Source organism: Meiothermus granaticius NBRC 107808, from assembly GCF_003574355.1.
GTDB lineage: Bacteria > Deinococcota > Deinococci > Deinococcales > Thermaceae > Meiothermus > Meiothermus granaticius.
Window position 1 is genome coordinate 53382 of sequence record NZ_QWLB01000002.1, and the last position, 24977, is coordinate 78358.

At 62.5% G+C, this 24977-nt stretch carries 20 protein-coding genes and 1 pseudogene; 14 read left to right on the forward strand and 7 right to left on the reverse strand.

What is annotated here, in order from left to right; genetic code table 11:
• Window position 1: 1 nt before the first annotated feature.
• On the reverse strand, window positions 2–970 hold the full coding sequence (paaA, locus tag Mgrana_RS01005) for a 1,2-phenylacetyl-CoA epoxidase subunit PaaA (RefSeq protein WP_119355740.1): 969 nt from the start codon (window positions 968–970) through the stop codon (window positions 2–4).
• A 151-nt stretch (window positions 971–1121) separates the two neighbouring features.
• Between paaA and Mgrana_RS01010 the strand changes: the two genes are divergently transcribed.
• From Mgrana_RS01010 to Mgrana_RS01040, 7 genes and pseudogenes are all read left to right on the forward strand, one after another.
• Window positions 1122–1577, forward strand: a complete 456-nt coding sequence (locus tag Mgrana_RS01010; RefSeq protein WP_119355741.1) for a gamma-glutamylcyclotransferase family protein — start codon at window positions 1122–1124, stop codon at window positions 1575–1577.
• 25 nt (window positions 1578–1602) lie between these two features.
• A complete protein-coding gene (locus Mgrana_RS01015; protein WP_119355742.1) occupies window positions 1603–2943 on the forward strand; it encodes a glycogen synthase in 1341 nt (446 codons plus the stop codon).
• Window positions 2944–2985: 42 nt separating this feature from the next.
• Window positions 2986–3702, forward strand: coding sequence for a tetratricopeptide repeat protein (locus Mgrana_RS01020; RefSeq protein WP_119355743.1), 717 nt, complete (start codon window positions 2986–2988; stop codon window positions 3700–3702).
• Between the two features lie 351 nt (window positions 3703–4053).
• A complete protein-coding gene (gene rpoB, locus Mgrana_RS01025) occupies window positions 4054–7428 on the forward strand; it encodes a DNA-directed RNA polymerase subunit beta (protein ID WP_119355744.1) in 3375 nt (1124 codons plus the stop codon).
• A gap of 66 nt (window positions 7429–7494) precedes the next feature.
• On the forward strand, window positions 7495–12075 hold the full coding sequence (locus tag Mgrana_RS01030; protein ID WP_119355745.1) for a DNA-directed RNA polymerase subunit beta': 4581 nt from the start codon (window positions 7495–7497) through the stop codon (window positions 12073–12075).
• Window positions 12076–12205: 130 nt separating this feature from the next.
• Window positions 12206–13057: pseudogene (locus Mgrana_RS01035) on the forward strand (alpha/beta hydrolase family protein); the annotation flags it as partial.
• 34 nt (window positions 13058–13091) lie between these two features.
• Window positions 13092–13679 carry a class II aldolase/adducin family protein gene (locus Mgrana_RS01040; protein WP_119355747.1) on the forward strand — a complete coding sequence of 196 codons (588 nt, stop codon included), beginning with the start codon at window positions 13092–13094 and terminating at the stop codon, window positions 13677–13679.
• 5 nt (window positions 13680–13684) lie between these two features.
• On the opposite strand, the gene Mgrana_RS01045 is transcribed toward Mgrana_RS01040, so the two are convergent.
• Entirely contained in the window at window positions 13685–13876 is a 192-nt protein-coding gene (locus tag Mgrana_RS01045) for a hypothetical protein (protein WP_119355748.1), read from the reverse strand.
• 124 nt (window positions 13877–14000) lie between these two features.
• On the opposite strand from Mgrana_RS01045, the gene Mgrana_RS01050 reads away from it, so the two are divergent.
• From Mgrana_RS01050 to Mgrana_RS01060, 3 genes are read left to right on the forward strand one after another with little or no spacing between them, the layout of a single operon-like run.
• A complete protein-coding gene (locus tag Mgrana_RS01050) occupies window positions 14001–14216 on the forward strand; it encodes a hypothetical protein (protein ID WP_119355749.1) in 216 nt (71 codons plus the stop codon).
• 35 nt (window positions 14217–14251) lie between these two features.
• Window positions 14252–14881 carry an SDR family NAD(P)-dependent oxidoreductase gene (locus Mgrana_RS01055; RefSeq protein ID WP_119355750.1) on the forward strand — a complete coding sequence of 210 codons (630 nt, stop codon included), beginning with the start codon at window positions 14252–14254 and terminating at the stop codon, window positions 14879–14881.
• Window positions 14878–15405, forward strand: coding sequence for a YceI family protein (locus tag Mgrana_RS01060; protein ID WP_240631190.1), 528 nt, complete (start codon window positions 14878–14880; stop codon window positions 15403–15405). Before Mgrana_RS01055 ends, Mgrana_RS01060 begins: the two co-directional genes overlap by 4 nt.
• A gap of 6 nt (window positions 15406–15411) precedes the next feature.
• Here Mgrana_RS01060 and Mgrana_RS01065 read toward each other — a convergent pair whose 3' ends face one another.
• The 4 genes from Mgrana_RS01065 to Mgrana_RS01080 form a co-directional block, all read right to left on the reverse strand.
• Window positions 15412–16509: a glycosyltransferase gene (locus Mgrana_RS01065; protein WP_119355751.1), complete on the reverse strand. Its 1098-nt coding sequence runs from the start codon at window positions 16507–16509 to the stop codon at window positions 15412–15414.
• Window positions 16510–16563: 54 nt separating this feature from the next.
• Entirely contained in the window at window positions 16564–17079 is a 516-nt protein-coding gene (locus Mgrana_RS01070; protein ID WP_119355752.1) for an HNH endonuclease, read from the reverse strand.
• A gap of 29 nt (window positions 17080–17108) precedes the next feature.
• Window positions 17109–17498, reverse strand: coding sequence for a hypothetical protein (locus tag Mgrana_RS01075; protein ID WP_119355753.1), 390 nt, complete (start codon window positions 17496–17498; stop codon window positions 17109–17111).
• A 119-nt stretch (window positions 17499–17617) separates the two neighbouring features.
• Entirely contained in the window at window positions 17618–18064 is a 447-nt protein-coding gene (locus tag Mgrana_RS01080; RefSeq protein WP_240631191.1) for a hypothetical protein, read from the reverse strand.
• Between the two features lie 181 nt (window positions 18065–18245).
• Here Mgrana_RS01080 and Mgrana_RS01085 point away from each other — a divergent pair, with 181 nt between their 5' ends.
• Both Mgrana_RS01085 and Mgrana_RS01090 read left to right on the forward strand, forming a co-directional pair.
• Window positions 18246–18611 (forward strand): hypothetical protein, encoded by a 366-nt coding sequence (locus Mgrana_RS01085; RefSeq protein ID WP_119355754.1) that lies wholly within the window; start codon window positions 18246–18248, stop codon window positions 18609–18611.
• Between the two features lie 6 nt (window positions 18612–18617).
• Window positions 18618–19514 carry an FAD-dependent oxidoreductase gene (locus Mgrana_RS01090; RefSeq protein ID WP_119355755.1) on the forward strand — a complete coding sequence of 299 codons (897 nt, stop codon included), beginning with the start codon at window positions 18618–18620 and terminating at the stop codon, window positions 19512–19514.
• Here Mgrana_RS01090 and Mgrana_RS01095 read toward each other — a convergent pair.
• Window positions 19507–21573: a glutamine synthetase III family protein gene (locus Mgrana_RS01095; protein WP_240631192.1), complete on the reverse strand. Its 2067-nt coding sequence runs from the start codon at window positions 21571–21573 to the stop codon at window positions 19507–19509. The two genes, Mgrana_RS01090 and Mgrana_RS01095, sit on opposite strands and share 8 nt — an antisense overlap.
• 246 nt (window positions 21574–21819) lie before the next feature.
• Between Mgrana_RS01095 and araD the strand changes: the two genes are divergently transcribed.
• Together araD and Mgrana_RS17190 are read left to right on the forward strand one after the other, a co-directional pair.
• On the forward strand, window positions 21820–22524 hold the full coding sequence (gene araD / locus Mgrana_RS01100; protein WP_240631193.1) for an L-ribulose-5-phosphate 4-epimerase AraD: 705 nt from the start codon (window positions 21820–21822) through the stop codon (window positions 22522–22524).
• 11 nt (window positions 22525–22535) lie between these two features.
• A complete protein-coding gene (locus tag Mgrana_RS17190) occupies window positions 22536–24935 on the forward strand; it encodes a tetratricopeptide repeat protein (protein WP_119355800.1) in 2400 nt (799 codons plus the stop codon).
• Window positions 24936–24977: the final 42 nt, after the last annotated feature.

Below are 24977 nucleotides of genomic sequence, written 5' to 3' on the forward strand. Positions count from 1 at the left end.
CTCACACCGCCATCGGAATGGGGCTTTTCTTGGCTGCATAGGCCTCGAGCGCCTCGCGCACCCAAGCGCCTTCAGTGTGGGCACGGCGGCGGGCCTCGAGGCGTTCTTTGTTCATGGGGCCGTTGCCCCCCACCACACTCCAGAACTCCTCCCAGTTGATCGGGCCGTGCCGCCAGTTGCCCTGGGGGTCTTGGTGTAGCTCGGGGTCTGGCAGGGAGAGCCCTGTGGCCAGGATTTCCGGGGCATGTTCGTTGATGAACTCCTGGCGCACGGTGTCGTTGGACTTGGTCTTGACCCCCCACCGAATCAACACCTCGCTGTTGGGGCTATCGGCATCGTGGGGACCCAGCATCATCAGGGCCGGCCACCACCAGCGGTTGATGGCGTCCTGGGCCATCTGGCGTTGCTTGGGGGTGCCCTTGGCGTAGGCAATTACCATCTCCTTGCCCTGTTTGTGGTGGAAGGTTTCCTCGGCGCAGATGCGCACCATCGCACGGCTGTATGGCCCGTAAGAGCACTGGGCCAGCATGGTCTGGTTTTTGATGGCCGCGCCATCTACCAGCCAGCCAATGGTGCCGATATCGGCCCAGGTCAGGGTGGGGTAGTTGAAGATGCTGGAATACTTGGCCCTGCCCGAGAGCAAGGCTTCCAGCATCTCCTCGCGGCTTATGCCCAGGGTCTCGGCGGCGTGATAGAGATACTGACCGTGTCCGGCTTCGTCCTGCACCTTGGCGATGAGGATCATCTTGCGCTTGAGGCTGGGGGCGCGGGTGATCCAGGCTCCCTCCGGCAGCATCCCCACCACTTCGCTATGGGCGTGCTGGGAGATCATGCGCACCAATTGGCGGCGATACTCCTCGGGCATCCAGTCCCCAGGTTCAATCTTTTCGCCGCGTGCGATCCGGGCTTCGAACTCGGCCAGGCGCAGAGCATAATCGGGGTCGGTGGGGGTTCCGAATTTTCCGGGCATCTCGAGTCCTCCAAACTAACGCTTGTTAGGTAAAAGTATAGCTACCGGTCAACCCGAAATCAAATTTCGGGTTGTGTGGACCACGGATGTGGGGCCGGGGTTTAGAAGAAAAAGCCCATCCAAGGGGCGGCTCGAGTAAGCTATAGGGGCTATGCAACCGCCTCCAGTTGCGGTATTTGTCTACGGCACCTTGCAGCGGGGGGAGCGCAATTTCGCGGTTTCTCAGCGGGCGGGGTGGTTGCGCTCGGAGCGGGCCTGGGTACAGGGGTTTCAACTGTTTCACCTTCCCCCGCAAGAGCACCGGCCCTACGGCTACCCGGCCCTTGTGGAGGGTGAAGGGGTGGTCTGGGGGGAGGTGCAGTGGTTCTCGGATTTGCCAGCCGCCCTGCAGCTTCTCGATGAGCTCGAGGAGGAGGGTCGGGAGTACCGCAGGATAGAGGCCACCGCACTTCTGCCGGGCGGTCTCGAGCCGCACGGCTTTGAGCCGGTACGGGAGGTGCGGGTATGGGTCTACGCCTACCCCGACCGAGCGGCCATCGCCCAGGCCAGGGGAGTTCCGGTGCCCGATGGCCTCTGGAGCGAGGCCGATGTTTGGGCGGTAGAATAGGATCGAGCGCGAATAACTGGCCCCTATGAAAATTGCCTTTGTTGCCTCTGAAGCCTTCCCTTTCGCCAAAGTGGGTGGCCTGGCGGATGTGATCGGCAGCCTGCCCCAAGCCCTGAAGAAACTGGGGATGGAGCCCACCATCTTCCTGCCCTGGTATATGGGCATCCAGGGTTATTACGTGGGGGAGAGCCAATTGAGCTTTGAGGGGCGCTCCGAACCGGTGGGGCTAGGGCATCTCGAGCATGGCGGGGTGCGCTATGTGCTGATTGGGCTTCCTGACTTCGCTCGCGAGCGCCCCTATGGCTACGATGACGATTTCCGCCGCTTCGTGCGGTTTTCTATGGCGGTGGCAGAGCTGCTGCGGGGGTTTGAGGTGGTTCACGCCCATGACTGGCAAGCCGCCCTACTGCCCCTGCTGCGCAACCTGGGCTGGTTCCCTGGGCGTACCGTTTACACCATTCACAACCTGGCCTATCAGGGGGTATGGGGCTCGCAGGATTTTTACGCCTGGACCCGCCTTCCGGGCGAGACCTACTATGGCGCGGGTCTCGAGCACCGGGGAACCATCAACCTGATGAAGGCCGGGATCGTCAACAGCGACCGGGTAACCACGGTCTCCCCCAGCTATGCCGAGGAGATTCGCTCACCGGGATTCGGAGAGGGCTTGGATGGGGTGTTGCAGGCCCAGGCCTATAAGCTGCGGGGCATTCTCAACGGTCTGGATACCGAGTATTGGAACCCGGCAGACGACCCATACCTAACCCATTCCTACACCGCTCAGGAGCTTTCCCCTAAAGCGGAAATTCGCACCGCCTTGCTGCGGGAGCTAGGCCTCGAGGATCGCCTCACCTTGGGGGTGGTCTCGCGTTTCGCCCATCAGAAGGGGATAGACCTGATCGCCGATGCGGTGCCGGGGATTTTGGAGCGCGGCTTGAACCTGGTCCTGCTGGGCAGCGGGGAGCCCAACCTGGAACGTGCTTTTGCCTGGATGGCCACCCGCCATGCCGGTCGGGTGGCCTATCAACAGGGCTACAACGAGGGGTTGGCCCACCGCATCTATGCTGGCTGCGACGGATTTTTGATGCCGTCGCGCTTTGAGCCTTGTGGCCTGGCGCAGATGATCGCAATGCGCTATGGCACGCCGCCCATTGTGCGAGCGGTGGGCGGGCTCAAGGACACCGTGCGGCACTGGGAAACGGGCTTTCTGTTTGAGCACGCCGACGCTGGGGGGGTGCTGTGGGGGGTGGATGAGTTCCTCAAGCACCCCAACCGGCTCGAGGTGGCCCGAAACGGCATGAAAACCGACTTTTCCTGGGAGGCTCCGGCGCGGGAATATCTGAAGATCTACCAGGAGCTGCAGCGCTGACCCCGGTGAGGGGCTCGCCCAAAGGGGTACATTGAAGTCTGGATGAATGAGTTGATCAAAACCGGACGCTATGACGAGGCCAGGGCCAGGTTGCTGGCAGGAGAAGGAGGCGATGCCGATGGCCTGGCCGTACTTTTGGAGCTGCGCGACTGGCTGCGGCTCAAGGAGTATGCCTGGGCCCGTAAGGTGTTGCGCCAGGAGGGAACCTGGCTCGAGCCCTATTTGCAGATCGAACAGGCCCAGGCCGCACTGACCGCATTTGAGGGCCAGGATGAAGCCGCCCTTAGCGCGTACCTCGAGGATCCCCACCTGGGAGCCGAGGCTTGGTGCTGTTTGGGGCTGCTGCGGGTACGGCGGGGTGATCTGGAGGGGGGTAGGGTTGCCTTCGAGCAGGCCTTGCTGCGGGATAAGGGCCATTTTCGGGCCAAGACCAATCTGGCCAATCTGCTGCAGGAGGAGGGCAAGCTGGGCGAAGCCATCGCGGCCTATCAGGAGGTGCTGCAGCTTAACCCCGACTATGCCCTAGCCCACCACAACCTGGGGGCGGCGTACCGTAAGCAGGGTGACCTCAGCAAATCGGTATACCACGTCAAGCGGGCCCAGCGCCTCCAGTTGCGTCCACCGGCCCGGGTTCCCCGGGATCGCGCTACCCCAGGAGAGGCCAACCCATTGCCGCGACCGAGCTGGGTCGGGCTGGGCGGGCGGTGGTGGGTGTGGCTGCTGGTGATTGCGGCCGCTTACTTTCTGCTGCACCGCTAGGTGGGCGGGGGCCTCTGGCTCCACAAAGTCCTGCCTCTGGCTCCACAAAATCCTGGGGGGTGTGCTACACTTTTACCCAGCAGCGTGAACGAGGTCATGGTGCCTCTTGCTTTAACGTGTGTGGCCATGCTACACTGGCCTTTGTGTTTTGTGGCTTGTGGGCAGTAGGGCTGCACTGTGCCGGTACCTCGAGCACATACAATCCACAAAAAGCGTAAGAACCAGCCGCCGCAGGGGAAGCCTCCACCTGCGGAAGAACCCTGTTAGCTTACGAAAACCCAACGACCCCAAGTAACGCGTACGAAAGTGGCCCCTGGTCACTGGGTTGCGCACGGGCTTCAGAGGTGTTTGATGAAGATAGAGCGGTTCGGACGCATCCAGGAAGTGATTCCCCTTCCCCCCCTGACCGAGATTCAGGTGGATTCCTTCAAAAAGGCCTTGCAGGCGGAAGTCCCAGCTTCGAAGCGGGAACCTGTGGGGCTGCAAGCGGCGTTTAAAGAGACCTTTCCTATCGAGGAGGGGGATAAGGGGCGGGGGCTGGTGCTGGACTTCCTCGAGTACCGCCTGGGCGAGCCCCCTTTTGATCAAGATGAGTGCCGCGAAAAGGACCTGACCTATCAAGCCCCACTGTACGCCAAGCTCCAGCTGATTCACCGGGACACCGGGTTGATCAAAGAAGACGAGGTCTTCCTGGGGGATCTCCCCCTGATGACCGAGGATGGATCGTTCATCGTCAACGGTGCGGATCGGGTCATCGTCTCGCAGATCCACCGTAGCCCTGGAGTGTACTTCACCGCCGACCAGGCCCGACCGGGCAAATTCGTCGGCAGCGTGATCCCGCTGCCCAAGCGCGGTCCCTGGATTGATCTGGAGTTTGAACAATCCGGGGTGGTGGTGATGAAGGTCAACAAGAAGAAGTTCCCCCTGGCCTTGCTGCTGCGGGTGTTGGGGTATACCGCTGAGAGCCTGAGCAAGGAGTTGGGGGAGTTTCCCGACCTGCTGCCCGGGCTTTTGGAGGCGCAGTACCGGGGCAACAAGGTGCTCGAGATGGCCCCCGATGAGGCTCTCCTCAAGCTGTTCACCGAGCTGCGCCCCGGCGACCCACCCAAGCGGGATAAAGCCACCACCTACCTCCACTCGCTGCTCTCCGACTCCCGCCGCTACGACTTGGGCGAGGCTGGGAAGTACAAAGCCCAGCAGAAACTGGGCATTCAGCTCTCGGGTCGGATGCTGATCAAGTTCGAGAACGGAGAGTTTAAGGACGAAGGGTTGCTGCCGGTGCTCAAGTACCTGTTCAGCCTGCAATCCGGGGTAGAGGGGTTTGAGAGCGACGATATTGATCACCTGGGTAACCGCCGCATCCGCACGGTAGGCGAGCTGCTGGCCGATCAGTTCAGGGTGGGGTTGTCGCGGCTGGCGAGGGGGGTGCGCGAGCGGATGCTGCTGGGCACCCCCGAGAGCGCCACCCCGGCCAAGCTGGTCAATAACCGCCCGCTTGTGGCCAGCATCCGTGAGTTCTTCGGGCGCAGCCAGCTTTCCCAGTTCAAAGACCAGACCAACCCCCTTTCCGAGCTGCGCCACAAGCGCCGGATCTCGGCCTTAGGCCCGGGGGGCTTGACCCGTGAACGCGCGGGCTTCGACGTGCGCGACGTGCACCGTACCCACTACGGGCGCATCTGCCCGATCGAAACCCCCGAAGGGGCTAACATCGGTTTGATCTCCTCGCTGGCCTCGTATGGCCGGATCAACGAGCTGGGATTCATCCTCACCCCCTACCGCAAGGTGAAGCAGGGGCGGGTCACCGATCAGGTGGAGTTCATGACCGCCACCGAGGAAGATCGTTACCGCATTGCCCAGGCCAACACCCCCCTGAAGGAGAACGGCGAGTTCGATACCAACCAGGTGGTGGTGCGCAAGAAGGGGGACCCGATCATCGTCCACCCTGAAGATGTGGACTATATGGATGTCTCGCCCAAGCAGGTCTTCTCGGTGAACACCAACCTGGTGCCCTTCCTCGAGCACGACGACGCCAACCGGGCCCTGATGGGCTCCAACATGCAAGCCCAGGCCGTGCCCCTGCTGCGGGCCCAAAGCCCGGTGGTGATGACCGGAGTGGAAGAGCGGGTGGTGCGGGACAGCCTGACCTCGATGTATTCCACTGTGGACGGTACGGTGGAGTACGTAGACGGCAGCAAGGTCCTGATTCGCGGAGATGACAAGGGGCTCTACGAGTTCAATTTCCGCCGCTTCACCCGCAGCAACCAAGGGACCGCGCTCGACCAGCGCCCCCGCGTCCAGAAGGGCCAGAAGATCCAGAAAGGCGACCTCTTGGCCGATGGTCCGGCTTCTGAGGAGGGTCGCCTGGCCCTGGGCCAGAATGTGCTGGTGGCGATCATGCCCTTCGATGGCTACAACTACGAGGACGCCATCGTCATCTCTGAAGACCTGCTGCGCCGCGACTTCTACTCCTCGGTGCACATCGAGCGCTATGAGATCGAGGCCCGCGACACCAAGCTGGGTCCGGAGCGGGTTACCCGCGATATCCCCAACCTTTCTGAGGCGGCCCTGCGCGACCTGGACGAGGACGGAGTGGTGCGGATTGGGGCCGAGGTCAAGGCCGGGGATATTCTGGTGGGCCGTACCAGCTTCAAGGGCGAGACCGAGCCCACCCCCGAGGAGCGGCTGTTGCGCAGCATTTTCGGGGAGAAGGCCCGGGATGTAAAGGACACCTCGCTGCGGGTTCCCCCTGGCGAGGGAGGGATTGTGGTGCGCACCTTGCGCTTGCGGCGTGGGGAACCCGGGGTGGAGCTCAAACCTGGGGTGCGTGAGGTGGTGCGGGTTTATGTGGCCCAAAAGCGTAAGCTACAGGTGGGGGATAAGTTGGCCAACCGCCACGGCAACAAGGGGGTTGTGAGCAAGATCCTTCCGGTTGAGGACATGCCGCATATGCCGGATGGAACCCCGGTGGATATCCTGCTCAACCCGCTGGGTGTGCCCAGCCGGATGAACCTGGGCCAGATCTTGGAGACCCACCTGGGGATGGCGGGCTATGACCTAGGGGTCAAGTTTGTTACCCCGGTTTTTGATGGCGTGGCGGAGGAGCAGATCAAGGAGAAGCTCGAGGAGAGCTTCGAGAAAAAGTGGGCCGAGCGGCAAAAGGCTGGGTTTGGCCTGGACAACCGTGAGGTTGAGGTATTGCGCCGCGCTGCCAAGATTGGGATTGTGGATGGCAGCCAGAGCCCCCAAGAGCAACTGCGCGAGGTGGCCCAGCAGGGCAAAAGCGTGCTCTACGATGGCCGCACCGGCGAGCCGATTGAAGGTCCCATCGTGGTGGGGGTGATGTACATCATGAAGCTCTACCACATGGTGGAGGACAAGATGCACGCCCGCAGCACCGGTCCCTACTCCTTAATCACGCAGCAGCCCTTGGGCGGAAAAGCCCAGTTCGGTGGACAGCGGTTTGGGGAGATGGAGGTTTGGGCCCTGGAAGCCTATGGCGCCGCGCATACCCTGCAGGAGATCCTCACCATCAAGTCCGACGATATCGAAGGCCGCAACCTGGCTTATGAGGCGGTGGTCAAAGGCGATGACGTGCCCGAGGCCAGTGTGCCGGAGAGCTTTAGGGTGCTGGTAAAGGAGCTTCAGTCGCTGGGGTTGGATGTAGAAACCTACGACGAGAACGCCAAGAACTTGGATATCTTCGAGGGATTGGCCAGCAGGCGGTAAACGGTCTTGTTTTGACCGGAGACTTGTGGCTCGAGACCCAAGACCAACGGTTCACGGAGTGAATCCATGACGAAACGTGAAGTTCGAAAAGTACGCATTGGCCTGGCCTCCCCGGAGAAAATCCGCTCGTGGAGCTATGGTGAGGTGGAGAAGCCAGAGACCATCAACTACCGCACCTTGAAGCCCGAGCGCGACGGCCTCTTTGACGAGCGCATCTTCGGGCCGCAAAAAGACTATGAGTGTGCTTGTGGCAAGTACAAGCGCCAGCGCTTTGAGGGGAAGGTCTGCGAGCGCTGCGGGGTGGAGGTGACCAAGAGCATTGTGCGCCGCTACCGCATGGGCCACGTGGAGCTGGCCACCCCTACCGCGCACATTTGGTACGTCAAGGACGTGCCCTCAAAGATCGGTACGCTGCTGGACCTCTCGGCGCAGGAGCTCGAGCAGGTCTTGTATTTCGCCAAGTACATCACCATTGACCCCAAAGGGGCCATGCTGGGTGGGGTGCCGGTGCATAAGCGCCAGCTTCTCACCGATGACGAGTACCGCGAGCTGCGCTTTGGGCGCCAGGAGACCTACGCCATCCCCGCTGGGGTTGAGGCCTTTGTCAAGGACGGCGATGAGGTGAAGAAGGGGCAGGAACTGGCCCCGGGCATCGCCTCGAAGATGGATGGCCTGGTGTTGTTCCGCTTCCCCCGCCGCATCCGGGTGGAGTATGCCGAGAAGGAAAAAGCCCTCCTGACCTTGCCCCGCGAGGGCTGGATCGAAGCCAGGACCTACAAGCCCGGTGAGCCCATCGCCGATCTGGCCGAGGGGTACCAGCTCAAAAGCGAGGAGTCGGGCGCGGTGGATATCGAGGAGATCGGCGATGGAGCGCTCCTCAAAATCCGCGACCCAGAGACCGAGGCGGTGGCGGCCCTCTACCTGATTCCTGCCGGGATGAAGCCCAAGGTAGGCCAGGGCGAGCTGGTGGGCAAGGGTGAAGTCATCGCTCAGGGCAAAGGCCAGCTCCGGCTGCCCAAGGGGCTCAAGGTCGTGGAGGTGGAGCCTAGCGGCAAGAAGGAAGTGACCCTGACCTTCACCCTCGAGCGCCCCCGCGTGGCCGATTATCCCCTTCAGCCGCACATGCATGTCCTGGCCACCGAAGGCACCCAGGTGCGAAAGGGCGACAAGCTGGTGGGCGCCATCGAAGCCGGCGAGGAGGTCTACGCCGAGGCCGATGGGGTGGTGCACCTGCATGAGCCCGCCTCCATCGTGGTGATGAAGGCCAAGCTCTACCCCTTCGAGGACGACGTAGATGTGACCAACGGCGACCGGGTCAGCCCTGGCGATGCCTTGGCGGACGGGGGTAAGGTGGTCTCGGACATCTATGGCCGGGTGGAGGTGGATTTCATCCGCATGGCCGTGCGGGTGATCGAGAGCTACGACATTGACGCCCGCATGGGGGCCGAGGCCATTCAGGCCTTGCTCAAGGAGATTGACCTAAGCGTGCTCGAGGCCGAACTGGTCGAGGAGATGAAGCACCCCAGCCGCGCCCGGCGGGCCAAGGCCAGGAAGCGTTTGGAGGTCACCCGCTCCTTCCGCGACTCCGGCAACCGCCCGGAGTGGATGGTGCTGGAGGCGGTGCCGGTGCTGCCCCCCGACCTGCGCCCGATGGTGCAGGTGGATGGCGGGCGCTTTGCAACCAGCGACCTCAACGACCTCTACCGCCGGCTGATCAACCGCAACAACCGCCTCAAAAAGCTCCTTAGCCAGGGGGCTCCGGAAATGATCATCCGCAACGAGAAGCGGATGCTGCAAGAGGCGGTGGATGCCCTCCTCGACAACGGGCGGCGCGGCACCCCGGTCACCAACCCCGGCTCCGACCGGGCCCTGCGCTCCCTGACCGACATCCTCTCAGGCAAGCAGGGCCGCTTCCGTCAGAACCTGCTGGGCAAGCGGGTGGACTACTCGGGCCGCAGCGTGATCGTGGTGGGGCCGCAGCTCAAGCTGCACCAGTGCGGTCTGCCCAAGCGGATGGCCCTGGAGCTGTTCAAGCCTTTCCTCTTAAAGCGCATGGAGGAGAAGGGCATCGCCAACAACGTCAAGAGTGCCCGCAAGATGCTGGAGCGCTCCCGCGACATCAAGGACGAGGTCTGGGACGCTCTGGAAGAGGTCATCCACGGCAAGGTGGTGCTCTTGAACCGGGCCCCCACCCTGCACCGCCTGGGCATCCAGGCCTTCCAGCCGGTGCTGGTGGAGGGCCAAAGCATCCAGCTTCACCCCCTGGTCTGCGAGGCCTTCAACGCCGACTTCGACGGCGACCAGATGGCCGTACACGTGCCGCTCTCGAGCTACGCTCAGGCCGAAGCCCGCATCCAGATGCTCTCGGCCCACAACATCCTCTCGCCGGCCTCCGGTGAGCCCGTGGCCAAGCCGGCCCGCGACATCATCCTGGGGCTGTACTACATCACCCAGCTCCGCCGCGAGAAGAAGGGCCAGGGCTTGGAGTTTGCCACCAACGAGGCGGCCCTTCAGGCTTACGAAGAGGGCAAGGTCGCGCTTAACGCCAAGATCAAGGTGGCCGGTAAGGAAACCAGCGTGGGGCGGATCAAGTTTGTCTTCTCCAGCGTGGACGAGGCCCTGTTGGCGGTGCAGAGCGGGATTGTAGACCACCAGGATGTGGTCACGGTGCGCTACGGGGACCGCCTGCTGGAGACCAGCCCCGGTCGGATGCTCTTCCTGCGGATCGTGAGCGAGGCGGTTGAAGATCCCAAAGCCGCCGAGCAACTGGTGAACCTCGAGGTGGCCCAGGAGAAGGGCTCGCTCCGCGATTTGGTCTACAAGAGCTTCTTAATCCTGGGGGTAGAGAAGACCGCTCGCCTGCTGGACGCGCTCAAGCACTACGGCTTCGTGCTCTCCACCACCAGCGGTATCACCATCGGGATTGACGACGCGGTGATTCCCCCCGAGAAGCGGGGCTACCTCGAGGAGGCGGATGCCAAGCTGGCCCAGATCGAGCAGGCCTTTGAGCTCGGCTTCATGACCCAGGAGGAGCGGGTCAGCCAGATTGTCCAGCTCTGGAGTCAGACCACCGAGCGGGTCACCAACGCGGTCTTCAAGAACTTCGAGGAGAACTACCCCTTCAACCCGCTCTACGTGATGAGCCAGTCCGGCGCCCGCGGTAACCCCCAACAGATCCGCCAGATCTCCGGGATGCGCGGCCTGATGGCCAAACCCTCCGGTGAGACCATCGAGGTGCCGGTAAAGGCCAGCTTCCGTGAGGGCCTGAACGTGCTCGAGTACTTCATCTCCACCCACGGGGCCCGCAAGGGTGGGGCCGATACCGCACTGCGCACCGCCGACTCCGGCTACCTGACCCGCAAGCTGCACGACGTGGCCCACGAGGTGATCGTGCGTGAGCCCGACTGCGGTACGCCGGACTACATCTCGGTGCCGCTGTTGCAGTTCGATGAGGCCTTCCGCAACAAGCGGCCCCGCAAGAAAGGGGATGTTGAGAGCGGGCTTTACGGGCGCACCGTGGCCAGGGAGTTCGAGATCAAGGGGCGCACCTTCGAGGAGGGGCACCAGATCTCGCAGGAGGACGTCAACTTCATCTTCAAAGCCGCTGAAGAGCGCCTGATCGAGGAGGTCCCGGTACGCTCGCCCCTGACCTGCCGGGCCCGTTACGGGGTTTGCCAGAGCTGCTATGGCTGGGATCTCTCCTCGGCCAAGACGGTTTCGATCGGGGAGAGCGTGGGGGTAGTGGCGGCTGAGTCCATCGGGGAACCGGGTACCCAGCTCACCATGCGCACCTTCCACACCGGCGGCGTGGCCACCGGCACCGACATCACCCAGGGTCTGCCCCGCGTGATCGAGCTTTTCGAGGCCCGGCGCCCTAAGGTCAAGGCGATGATCGCCGAGATTGACGGCACGGTGCACCTGGAAGAGGCCGAGGACAAGACCAGCATCTTCATCCACGCCGAGGGGTTCTCTAAGGAGTACAAGGTTCCCCGCGAGGCCCGCATCACCGTCAAGGAGGGGGAGACCGTAGAGGCTGGACAGCCCCTAACCCGCGGTGCGATTGACCCCCACCAGCTGCTCGAGGCCAAAGGCCCGGAGGCGGTGGAGCGTTACCTGACCGATGAGATCCAGCGGGTCTACCGGGCCCAGGGCGTGAAGCTGCACGACAAGCACATCGAGGTGATCGTGCGGCAGATGCTCAAGTACGTCGAGATTACCGATGCAGGGGAGAGCCGCTATCTCGAGGGCCAGGTGGTGGAGCGTTGGGATGTGGAGAACACCAACAACGCCCTGCAGGAAGAGGGCAAGCTCCCCGCGGCCTGGAAGCCGGTGCTGATGGGCGTGACCAAGAGCGCCCTCTCCACCAAGAGCTGGCTCAGCGCGGCCAGCTTCCAGCACACCACCCACGTGCTGACCGAGGCCGCCATCGCCGGAAAGACCGATGAGCTGATCGGCCTCAAGGAGAACGTTATCCTGGGCAAGCTGCTTCCGACCGGCACCGGCTCGGACTTCGTGCGCGACACCCAGGTGGTGGATCAGAAGACGCTCAAACGGCTCGAGGAGGCCCGGCGCGAGGCCGAACAGGCCCCTGCCGGGGCTCCGCGTCGCCCGGTGATCGGTCAGCGGCAGCCGGGCCGCGAGGCTTAGAGCGCCGATATTTCCCCAAACCCCCTCCGGCCGGAGGGGGTTTGGATTATCACACTCCCTACAGACGTGACTCAAAATATGTTAAGAGCGCCCTACTGCCCTCGACGAACGAACCCCAAAACAGGAGAATAGAGCCATGCCCCTCAACGAGCATCCCATCCACTTTGACGTAGACGGCCAACGCTGCCATGGAATGTTGCACCTGCCCAGCTCTGCGGGCCCGCATCCAGCGGTGCTCCTGCTTCACGGGTTCACCGGGCAACGGATGGAGCCCCACCGGCTCTTTGTGCTGTTCGCACGCTTACTGGCTGAGCACGGGATCGCGGCCTTGCGCTTCGACTTCCGCGGCTCGGGGGAGTCGGAAGGAACCTTTGACCAGATGACCCCTTCGCGTGAGGTGGAGGATGTTGTTCAGGCCTATGCCTTCCTCAAGGCCCGGCCCGAGATAGACCCCTCCCGCCTAGGGCTGCTGGGGCTTTCGATGGGCGGGATGGTGGCAGCCCTCTCGGTGGCGCGGCCCGAGCTGGAGTTTGGGGCTTTGGCCCTGTGGGCTCCGGCCCACCCCACGGTTTGGCTGGGGCCTCTGCCGATGAGCACCCCTGCCACCCAGGTCTGGGCGGCCTACCGCAGCCGGGCCGAACGGGGAGAGGCCCCTGAACTCAGCTACGATCCGACCAACAACCACCTGGATTTCGCCGGAAACCCTGTGAGCATTGGGTTCTTTGAAGACCTGCTGAGCCTCGAGCCCTTCGAGGCTGTGACCCAGCACCGTGGCCCCGCGCTCGTGGTGCACGGCACCGCAGACCCCACGGTTCCCTTCCAGGTAGGGGAGACCTACGTCCGGCGGCTACAGTCTAGGGGGCCTGCGGAGTTGCATCCGATTCAGGGAGGGTTGCATACCTTTGAGCGGCTGCCGCATCAGGCCGAGGCGCACCGGGTTACCTTAGAGTTCTTTGCGCGCGCCTTGAAGGGGCAGGCCTAAGACCCCCTACAATGCGGTTGGCCATGGGCCGATTATGCGAGCCAAGCTTCTCTTCACCTTTCAGCAGGTTGGGGCTGATTTATTCGCCCAGCGCATGGCTTCGGCCACCTCAGGCAACTACTCGGTGCGGGAAAAGGATGGGCTGTGGATCACCCGCAGCGGAGCGCAGAAAGCCCGGCTTCAGCCTGAAGATCTAATGTTCTTGCCCCTGGAACCCGATGAGGCCAAAGACCAAGGGGCTTCGATCGAGCGCATTATTCACCGGGCGGTATACCAACACACGGATGCTCAGGCCATGGTGCATGCGCATCCGCGCTTCTCCATCGCGCTTTCGTACCACTTTGAGTCTATTCGGCCCATTGACCTCGAGGGCCAGTATTACTTTGACGAGATCCCGGTGCTGGCCCCTCCTACCCGCTCCTCCACCCCCGAAGCAGCCGAGGCCGTAGCCCTGGCCCTCAAGGCCCATAAGGCCTGCATCCTGCGGGGCCATGGGGCCTTTACCAAGGGCCAGGGGGAAACCCCTGAGGCCGCTTTGCTAAAGGCCTATTCCCTGATGACCAGCCTCGAGGAGGCCTGCGAGATCCTCTTTTACGAGCGGATCTGGGCCCAGGCCCGCTGAGGCCTTTAGACCAGCCAGAGCACCCCTACCAACGCCCCCAACAGGCCCAGGATCCAGAAGGGGGAAGGGGTAGGACCGCCCCAGGGCCCCAGGTCCTTAGGCGGTTGGGCGCAGAACTCGACCTCGCACCAGCGCTCTTCTACCTCAGAGGCAAAGCCTGGGTCTTCGAGAGGGTATTCTCGCCAGTGTTTGCGCATATGGCTCTCCTTGCGCCCTCCAGCTCAAAACGGTTGGCCCCATTGTAAACCAAAGGCCTCGATCTGCAAGAGAAGCGGAGGCCCCGGCTTTGCTCAGTCCCGGAGGGGACGATAGACTTTGGGGATGAAGGTTTTGTTTGTTGAGGGAAAGCACCTGGATCCCCTCAAGGCCCTGGCTCGGCGGCATCCTTACCCCTACCGGATTCTGCAGCGCGAAGCGCAGGGGTTGTACCTCCTTGAGGTCTGGGCCTATGCCGGCGACCTCGAGGGGGAGGCTCAGGGGCTCGAGGGGTTCCGCAGTTGGAGCTTCGAGCTTTTGGAGGAAGGTGGGAAGGACTAACTTCCTTTGCAGGAGCCCCGCGTAGCTTGGTGGGGATGAGCACTCTGGTCGTTGGAGCCACTGGCGGACTAGGCCAAGCCCTGGCCCGGGCTCTGTCAGGGCGGGGCGGGAAGCTGTTTCTGCTGGCGCGGGAAGCCCGTGCCCTGGGAGACCTGGCCAGCTCACTGGGCGGGGAAGCCTTGCCGGCTGATTTGGCCAGCGAACTCGAGGTGAGCGCCGCTTTGGCTGAGGCGGGTCCACTGGACCTGCTGATCTATGCGGCGGGGGCGGTGAGCCGGGCTAGCCTGCGCGAGATGTCTCGTGCTGAGGCCGAGCGCATAGAAATGGCCAACTGCGGCGGTGTAGCCTTGACGCTCAAATATGCCCGCTTCACCTCGGGAGCGCGGGTGATTTTGCTCGGGGTGTACCCCGAGTTGGTCACGGTGCCGGGGCTAGCGGCCTATGCTGCCAGTAAGCTGGGAGCCGAAGCGCTTTTGAACGTGGCCCGCAAGGAGTTTCGCCGGGAGGGGGTGCGGTGTACGCTGGTGCGGTTGCCTGCGGTGGCTACGGGGTTGTGGGCTCCACTGGGAGGTCCACCCAAATCCGCTTTGCAGCCGCAAGAAGCCGCCGCTCGTATTTTGGACCGCGCCTTGGTGGAGCCGCCGCCGGAGGTGGTGGAGTTGTGATAAAGCGACTGGCGGTTCTTGTTCTGCTCTTTGTACTGGCCTACGCCCAGGCCCCGCAGTATGGGCTCGAGGGCCGGGTGACCTATAGCGCCAGTTACCCTTGGGGCCGTTGGCAAGGGAGCAACACCAGTTTGGCGGGAGCTGTCACCTGGGATTCTGGCAGCGGTCAGATGGGCGGTAGGGTATGCGTAGACCTAACCCGCTTCGACTCCGGGAACCCGCTGCGCGATGCAGATGGGCGTGGGGTGTTCGAGGTCAACAAGTTCCCCCAAAGCTGCTTGACCCCCAGCCGGCTAAACCTTCAAGGGGAATCGGCGGTACTGCTGGGGACCCTAGACCTGCACGGGGTTCGGCGGGAGATTCGGGCCACCGGAACCCTGACCAAAGAGGGAGGGGTCTATGTGTTTCGCGGAGGTTTTGCCACCAAGTTTTCCGACTGGAACCTGAACCGCCCCACGCTCATCTTTGTGACCGTGGACGACCCGGTAGAAGTGGCGGTGGAGGTGCGGGCTACCCCGCGCTGATAGGGCTTACATCTCGAGGATGAACTGAGCCAGCTTGACCGCGTCGTTCGGGGTAGGGGTGGCCTCTGACGGGGTTTCCTGGCGCTTGAGCAGGTTAATCTTTTCCGCGATCCGGCGCGGATTGCGGATGTAATACCCCAGGTGCTCCTGCTGGAGAAGCTCCACATTGCCCCGTTCCTGGGGCCAGATATAGTCACAGACGATCATCTCCTTGTGCTGCGAGAGGATTTCGGCGATGGCCGCCGGGCCTGCCTTAGTGACCACCACATTGGAAACATTGATCAGCTCGTACATCTGGTTGGTATACCCGAACAGGTGCAGGTGCTGTAGGTTGCGCCGAGCCTTAAGGGCCTCGAGCTGTTTGAGCAGGCGTTGATTGTACCCACACACCACCAGCAGGTTGATCCCCTCGAGCTTGAGGAGCTCCTGCACCAGCCGCCAGGTGATCTTGAGCCCCGCCCCTCCACCGGTGATGAGCACGGTATAGGGGTGTTGAAGCCCGAGCTCGTCCTTGAGGCGGATCACCTCGGCGGCGGGAAGGGGCGAGCCGAATTTGGGGTCAATCAGATTTTGGAAGAAGTGCAGGTTTTCCGAGGGGATACGGTTGCGGCGGGCGATGGTATAGGCTTCCGGGCTCGCCACCACGTACTGGTCTTTGGTGTCTAAAAACCAGTAGATGTGCGGGCTGTAGAAGTCGCTGACAATGGTGAGGGTTTTGGGCTTGCGCTGCTTTAGGTAGCGCAGGCGACGGAAGCCGTGATTGACCGGATAGCAGTAGATCAGCTTATCTGGCTGAAACCTCTCCAAGTACTCGTTGATGCGTGGCCCCAGGCGGCTACCCAGGACCCGCGCCCAGGTGCTGATGGCGGGTTTGTTGGAGTTGAACGAGGAAAAGATGGTGAAGATCCAGCGCTGCTTTTGCACTGAGTAGTTGTAACCGTCTTCGATGGCCTGGCCAATCCAGCGCGGCCCCACCTCGAAAACATTGAACAGCTCGATCTCGGCGCTGGGCTCGAGCTGGCGCAACAAGCGGTAGAGGGTTAAGGCTAGAGAGTAGTGTCCTCCTCCGGCTTTGGTATAGACCAACAAGATACGCTGCGGCATACACTGGCCTTGAGCTTATCGGCTTTAGTTCAGGGGCAGATGAAATAGGCCCTCTCAGGGTAGGGGCCCAACGTACTTGCGGTAAGCCTCGATCCAGTTTTGGGCGATGGCTTGCTGGGCCTCTTGCACCGAGATCTGGCCGGAGCACATGAGGGTGTGCAGTTTGTTCTCGAGCCGATCTTTGACGTGGGCGTTATAGGGCTGGGTTTTGTAGGATTGGGGCCAGAGGTTTTTCACGGAGTTGGAACCGCCCAGCTGAAGGCTGATCAGATGATCCACCTCGTACTCGCCGGGGGCATGGGAGGAGATGCCATACAGGCGATACACTTGGTTTTTCACCGCCTGGGGCACATCCCGCACGCTACGGGCGTAGCCGGGACGGCAGATCTCGTTCTTGCTGCGGGTGAGCACGTCTCCGGGGGTGAGGCGGGGGTCAGGAAGGTCCAGCCCCATCTTGGGATGGCTCGAGCCTGCGGGCCTGGCACCAGCCCCTGGAGGCCGCAAGCTCAGGAACAGGAGCACCGAAAACCCCAGCACCACCAGCAGCGCGATCAGCCAGACCCGACCCATTGCCCCCTACTTTACCTTGAGGCGGGGCGCTACGAGGCCAGCGGCTGATGGCAAAGCCAGACCCCACTTTTGGCCTGCCACCCCTGGGCCTGAAGGTTGGGTACGCTTAGCACCTTGTGGCCTACGATCTCGAACTCGAGCGCGGTAAACATGCGGTCTAGGGCCTGGGCCAGGCGCCGGGTTTCGAGAGGGCGGAAGCGCAGCCGGGGGAGCTGGGCTTCCAGGCTCTTGAGCCCGGCAAAGGGCAACAGCTCGGCCTCATCGCGCCAGTACCGCGGTGGCCCGATGAGCAGCTCAGCCAGAACCAACGCGAGACCCGGATGGCCTTGGATCAGCGCCTCCGGGTCAAACTCAAGGGAGAGCTCGAGATGCACCTCCACATCCTGCCAGACTTCGCGCTTCAGCTCAGAACGCTCCATATCTCAGCTTGCAACGAACCCCGGCCCGAGTCAAGCGCAAATATCACGCCCTGGACAGGCAAAAACCGAGATCGGGGTGACGCTCTGGAGGGGGAAGTGTCAGGAGGCTGGGGATGGCCCTATACTCCTCCAAACCAGCGCAACCAAGCGGCCTGGGCGCTGAAGTCTTCATGCTGGGGGAAGCCATGGGCTACGGCCTGGGTCTCGTGGGCCTGTTCCACCTCGCCCAGGTGTGTCCAGGCTCGAGCGATGGCCATAAGGCAGCTCCACTGGCCTTGTTCGTCCCCGGTAAAGCGGTAAACGGCCAGGGCTCGGCTCAGCAGGGTGATCGCCTCCTGAGCCTGACCGGCATATAGCGCCGATGCGCCCCAAATCAGCAGGCTATGGGCCCAATTGTGGTTATCCCCGAGCCGCCGGGCCAGGTGTTCGGCTTCTCGAGCCAGCCCGCTCGAGCTTTCCGGGCTTTGGTTTAGGGCTTGCCAGGCCTGGGCCAGCAGGGACTCCAGGCGGTATTGCAGCGATTCGATGGGGGAGAGGGTCGAAACGGGGTTCACAAACAGGGTCACCGCTCGCAGGGTAGCAGACCCTTCTGAGGAAGGATGCCCAGATTGAACGTTCACGGTTTATGTAACGCCCATGCCGTACTCATCGGTATAAATGACCGTAAATCTGGACTGCGGTGTTACCTGGAGCGGGGAATCCAGATTGCACAACAGACGCTGCCGGTGCGGGGTGGATAATGGGTTTATGTTGCCTCGCCTGGTAATTGCCGTTGCGGTGGCGGGAGCGGTTTTCGCCCTCAGCCTGGCCACCTTCAAGTGGAACGGGCCAAGCTTTGCCCTTTCTGCCCTGCTGGGGGCCGGGGCGGGGGCCTGGGCGTATCGCTGGAACCTGCGGCTCGAGCGCGCGGGAATCTCCCCGGCCGCCCGCGAACGGGTGGCCATGCAAACGGCCTGGCGCAAGGGTGGAAGGATCAGTCCAGCGGAACTGGAGCGTTTGGTAGGGATGCCCCAAGCCCAGGCCAGAGAAACCCTCGAGGCCCTTTGTGAGCGCGGTTTGTGCCTGCGCGAGGGGGAATCGTTCATCTTCTATACCCGGGGTCATCGGGCCTGAGGACCGTTGAAGAGGTTAGAGGCCGAGATCGTTGTCCTGGGGGCGGGGATTGCCGGGCTAACCGCAGCTCGGGTCCTGCAAGATGCAGGCCTCGAGGTTTTGGTGCTCAGCGAGGAGCTCGGAGGGGCCAGCACGGTTCCGGTCGCCCTGCTCAACCCTGTGCGGGGCCAGCGCGGAAGCGTGGCGCCGGAGGCAGAAGAGGCCCTGGAAGCCCTCTGGGCCTTTTATCCCCGCCACACTCTGGTGCACCGGGGGGTTGTGCGCCCAGTACCTGAGCCCGACCGGGCGGCCTGGAGGGCCAAGCTGCACCACCGCTCCATCCCCCATCGCTGGACCGAAGAGGGGATATACCTAGAAAATGCGGCCTGGCTCGAGCCCGCGTCGCTTCTGGCCCGCCTGCGCGAGGGGCTGAACCTTCAGCATGTCAAAATCGCTTTCCTGGACGGGAACACGTTGTATACCGCGGAGGGGGAGGCGCTGTGGGCAAGGCGTGTGATCTATGCGGGCGGGGCCAGCGGGGCCCATCTGGTCGGTTTGGGCGGGCGCTTTACCGCGGGCTCGGTGCTGGGGCTTCGAGAGCGCTTTGAAACCGCAAGATCCTATGGGGTCTATGTGGCCGGGAACAGCTTGGGGGGCAGTTATCTGCCCCATACCCTGAGCTACACGCCCCATACCACCGCTCCCGAGGAGGTTGAATGGCTGCTGGAAAGCGGCCAGAGGCTGCTGGGGTACCGGGTTGAACCCCGCTCGAGCTGGGCCGGGGTGCGCTACCGCTTGGACCGGCACTACCTCAGGGCAATTCCAGGCGGGTTCGCGCTGACCGGGTTTGGCTCGGCGGGGTTCTTCTACGCTCCTCTATATGCTCGGCGGTTGCTCGAGCGGATTCGGGCCGTTCCTACTTGATGAAGAGCATGTCGCGATAGCTGGGCAGGGGCCAGTGGTCGGCAGCCACCAGCTTCTCCAAGGCGTCGGCCGCCTTACGCACCTCGCCCATCGCTGGCAACACCCGATCGCGCATGTGATAAGCCTTTTCATGCACGGTATCTCCCCCCAGGGCGGCGTTTTGTTGCTTGAGGGCCTCGAGCGCGTCTGAGAGGGCATCGGTGGCTCTGGTCACCTGCTCGGCGGTGCGAGCGGCTGCTTTGCTCTTGCTTACGGCCTCGAGGTCGGCCAGGTAGGCCAGGGCTCCAGGGAGAATTTGGGTCTGGGCAATCCATTCGGTGGTCTCGCCCTCGATGTTCACCGATTTGAAGTAGATGTCGTACATCACCTCTTGCCGGGCCTCGAGCTCCCGCTCGTTGAGCACCCCATACTTGGCAAAAAGAGCCGCGTTTTTCTCGCTGGTGAGCCGTTCAATTGCGTCGAGGGCGGTGCGCAGGTTCAGAAGCCCGCGCCGCTCAGCCTCCTGGTGCCAGGCCTCGCTATAACCATCGCCGTTGAAGATGATCCGGTTGTGCTTTTTGTAGGTGTCTTTGAGCACCTCGAGCAGGGCCTCCTCCAGGCTCTTGCCCTTTTTTAACCCGGCTTCCAGCCGCTCCCCCAGCACGTCAATGCTCTCAGCTACGATGGTGTTGAGCACGGTAATGGGCAGCGAGATGCTCTGCGACGAGCCTACCGCACGAAACTCAAACTTGTTCCCGGTAAAGGCGAAGGGCGAGGTGCGGTTGCGATCCCCGGCGTGCAGGGGCAGATGGGGCAGTACGGGGGTTCCCAGCTTGAGCAGCCCAGGCTTTTTGCCGCTGCCCTTGCCGCTGACCAGCCGCTCAAAGACCCCGGTCAGCTCGCTCCCCAAAAAGATCGAGAGGATCGCAGGGGGGGCTTCGTTGGCCCCCAGCCGGTGATCGTTGGAGGCCGAGGCCACGCTGATGCGCAGGAGGTCTTGATGGACATCTACCGCGCGGATCACTGCAGCACAGAAGAACAAAAAGGAGAGGTTGCTTTGGGGATCATCGCCCGGCTCGAGCAGGTTGATTCCAGTATCCGTTCCGATGCTCCAGTTGCAGTGCTTTCCCGAGCCGTTAATGCCAGCAAAGGGCTTCTCGTGCAGCAGGGCCACCATCCCGTGTTTGCGGGCGGTGTTCTTCAGGACTTGCATGATGAGCTGCTGGTGGTCGGCGGCGATATTGCTGGGCTCAAAGATCGGAGCGATCTCAAACTGTCCGGGCGCGACCTCGTTGTGACGGGTTTTGATGGGAATGCCCAGGGCATACAGCTGGTGCTCAGCATCGGTCATGAAGCTCAGGACCCGGTCAGGGATGCTGCCAAAATAGTGGTCTTCTAGCTCTTGTCCTCGAGGGGGTTTGGCCCCGAAGAGGGTACGCCCGGTCATCACCAGGTCGGGCCTTGCCAGGTAAAACTCTTCATCAATCAAGAAATACTCTTGCTCAGCCCCCAGGGTGGAGGAGACTTTGTTGGCCTGAATGCCGAAGTGTGGCAGCACCTTTTGCGCCGCTTTATTCAGAGCCTCGATTGAGCGCAACAGGGGAATTTTTAGGTCTAGCGCTTCGCCCGTCCAGGAGGCAAAGGCGGTGGGGATACACAGGGTGGCGCCGTTGGAATGGCGCATGATGAACGCCGGGGAAGTTGGATCCCAGGCGGTGTAGCCCCTGGCTTCAAAGGTCGCACGGATGCCCCCAGAGGGAAAGGAAGAGGCATCGGGCTCGGCTTGGATCAGGTCTTTACCCCCAAACTGGGCAATCGCTGAACCCTCAGAGGTCGGGGTTAGGAAGCTGTCGTGCTTTTCAGCCGTCAGACCGGTGAGCGGCTGGAACCAGTGGGTGTAGTGGGTGGCCCCTTTTTCCAGGGCCCAGGTTTTCATGGCTAGGGCTACGGTATCGGCGATGGCCGGATCTATGGCCACCCCCTTTTCTATAGTGGCCTGTAGCGCTTTGAAGGCGGGCTTGGAGAGCCGGTGGCGCAGTTCCTCTAAAGTTAGGGTGTCGCTGGCAAAGATCTCGTTCATAACGTTGCTAGCACTAGTTATATCCTTTACTTCCCTCATTAGGCTACCTCCCCACCCCTCAGTGCTGGCCTCCCAAAACACTGGGATGGATGATCGCTAACATTAGCACAGATAGAATATCACAGTTTGCACAAAAACCCACAAAACTGTTTTATGTGTGGTGATCAATTTATGCAAACGTGCATTTGTAAGATAACAAAATGTTAGATTTTCCCGAAGCGGTCTGTGTATCGTACACTTGGCAAGGTGATAGCCAAAGAATTGCGAGAACAAGCCTTAGAAGCGAATCTGGCTCTGCCTAGGCAAGGTTTGGTGGTGTTTACCTGGGGCAATGCCTCAGCTTATGATCCTGCTGCTGATCTTCTGGCCATTAAACCCAGTGGGGTGCCTTACGAAGACCTGACTGCACAAAGCATGGTTTTGGTGGAGGTCAGTAGCGGTAGGGTGGTTGAGGGGAATCTACGGCCTTCCTCTGACACCCCTACCCATCTGGTATTGGCTCAGGAATTTGGAGTGGGGGGCATCGTTCACACCCACTCACGCTACGCCACGGTCTGGGCTCAAGCCGGACTGGATTTGCCCTGCTATGGGACGACGCAGGCAGACTACTTTAGTGGCATCATTCCCTGTACCCGTGACCTTAGGCCTGAAGAGATTAGCCAAGGCTATGAGCACTACACTGGCTTGGCAATCGTAGAGGAGTTTCACCGTCGGAGGATAAATCCTACTGATGTCCCTGCGGTGTTGCTGCGCAACCATGCTTCTTTCGTTTGGGGTAAGAATGCTGGGGAAGCAGTGCACAATGCGGTAGTGCTCGAGGAGGTCGCTCAAATGGCTCTCTATGCTCGTTTGCTCAATCCTAATCTGAGGGAAATCCCAGCGGCGCTGCTCGAGAAGCACTACCGCCGCAAGCATGGCCCAGATGCCTACTACGGGCAGAAGAAGCTATAAGAATGAAGGTCATGCAGCTGCGAACCCTAGGAGGCCTCGAGCTCGCCGGTTCCAACCTGCGGCGGGGGGCCTTTAAGCCGTTGCTGCTGCTGGCCTATCTGGCCCTGGAAGGCCCTAAGCCCCGGCGCTTCCTGGCCGAGTTGTTCTGGCCGGAAGCCGCGGACCCGCTCAACAGCCTCAAAGTGGTGTTGCACCGGCTACGGCAGCTGGGGGTGGTCTTTGCCGACGAGGAGCGGGCCTGGACCACCCTAGGTTGCGATGCCCTGGAGGTGCGCGAGGAACTGCGGGCTGGTCGCCTGGCCAAGGCAATACACCTATACCAAGGGGCATTTCTGGAAGGGGCTGGGGGGGAAGGCGGGGAAGAGCTGGAGGAGTGGATCTTCAGCACACGGGAGGCCTTGGCCCGCGAGGTGCGGCTGGCCTACCTCGAGCTGGCCGAGCGTGAGGCAGCCACTGGCCGCTTTGCCGAGGCGGCCACCGCCGCTGAGGCCGCGTACCGTCTTCCCGGAGCCCCACCCCCTGAGCCCGAGGAACTGCCCCGCTTTTATCCCCTGTTGTTGGCTGGAGGAAACCCGCTGGCCGAGCACATCAAGCGAGAAGCCCAGGAGCTGGGCCTCGAGCTCTCCCTCTCGGGAGAGGCCGCACGGGGACGCCTGCGCCAAAGCTTTGTGGGCCGAAAGCGCGAGCTGGAGAAGCTGCTGGGCCTGCGCCCCGGCGAATGGGCCTGGGTGCGCGGGGGGGCGGGAATGGGCAAGACCGCGCTGCTGCGGCGGCTCGAGCCGGGAGGCATCTACCTTCCGGCCCGCTCGGGTCTGCCTTACGCCACCCTCGAGCCCCTGCTGGGCCCGGCCTTGAATACCCCGGACGTCCTTCTGCGTACCCTCTCGAGCCAGGAGGGGCTGTGGCTGATTGACGGTTGGAACCGCATGGATGCGGAAAGCCGCGGACTGCTGGTGCGCCTGCGAGATCTACGCTCTAGAGTCCGGGTGGTGGTGGCCTCGCGCGACAAACCCCCCTTCGAGCCGGATGCCGTGCTCGAGCTAGGGCCGCTCTCCTCCGATGAGCTTGCCGCCCATCCCGGGGCGTATGAGGCCACGGGCGGGCTACCCGCGCTGGTGGGGGCTTTCCTGCGCTCAGAACCCTTGGAGGGGGTGCTGGAAAGCCGCCTGGAACCGCTGAGCGAGGGGGGCCGGATGGTGTACGGAGCCCTTTCCCTGCTTGAAACCCCCAACCTGGCCACCGTGCGCAAGGCCCTGGGGCTGGGGGCCACCGAGGTGGCCCAAGCCTTAGAGGAGCTCTTCACCGCTGGACTGCTCGAGCCCTCGGGATCGGTGCGGGCTCGCTCGGTAGCCCGGAGCTGGCTCTCCGCCCGCCCGGCCCTCGAGACCCGGCTGGTGCTGGGCTTGGCCCCACTCCTGCCTGACCTCGAGGCCTTCCCCTTGTACCGGCAGGCCAGAGCCCTCGGGGGGGCGAGCGAGCTCCCGGGAATGCATCGGGCTTACAAAGCCTGGGCCGAGGAACTGCTGCGGCGCGGATTTCCCCAACGCGCCGCGGAAACCCTGGCCGAGGTTCCTGCGGATCCCCAGCTAAACTTGCTGCGAGCCCGGGCCTTGGAACGGGCCGGGCAGTACCGGGAGGCCCTCGAGGCCCTTCAAGGCTTACCCGACGAGCATGAGGTTCTGGCCCTAAAAGGAACTTTGCTCTGGCGGCTGGGAAAGCTGGGGGAGGCCAAAGCCCTGGCGGAGCGGGCCCTGGAGGGAGAAACTCGGGCTCGAGCCGAGGCCCTGAATACCCTCGGGCACCTGGCCCTCGCGGCCGGACACTTTAGCGAGGCCACCGGCTTCTTTCGGCGGGCCGCTAACCTCTGGCAACTGCTGGGGGAAGACACCCGGTGGATCGAAGCGCTGAACAACGAAGCCATGTCCCAGATCTATGCCGGGGAAGCGGCAGAGGAGTTGTTGGCCAAGGTGTTGGCCGCCGCCCAACACAACCCCGCCGTGCAGTCGAGGATCCTGATCAACCTTGGGATGGCCCTCGAGCAACGCAAGGACTACCCAGAAGCCGAAAAGGTCTACACCCAAGCAGCAGCCCTGGCCCTGGAGGCGGGGACACTAGACACCTCGGCGCGCGCCTGGAACAACATCGGGGTGGTGTTGCACTACCAGAATCGCCGGGTAGAAGCCGAGGAGGCTTACCGGCAGGCCCTGGCCCTGGCCCGCCAGGCAGGAGAGACGCTGATCATGGCCATGGCCTTGGCCAATCTGGCCGAGCTGTTGTCCGATGTGGAAGCCCTGGAAGAAGCCATCCTTTTGCTGGAAAAAAGCGGCCATCAGGATATGGCCGAGCGCTATAAAGCCGAGCTTCAGGCGCTTCGCTCCCACCAGGGCAATGGCCCTACCCGGCCTCGCTGAGCGGCCGTAACGCAGGCTTAACGGCTTTTTTGATACATCTAA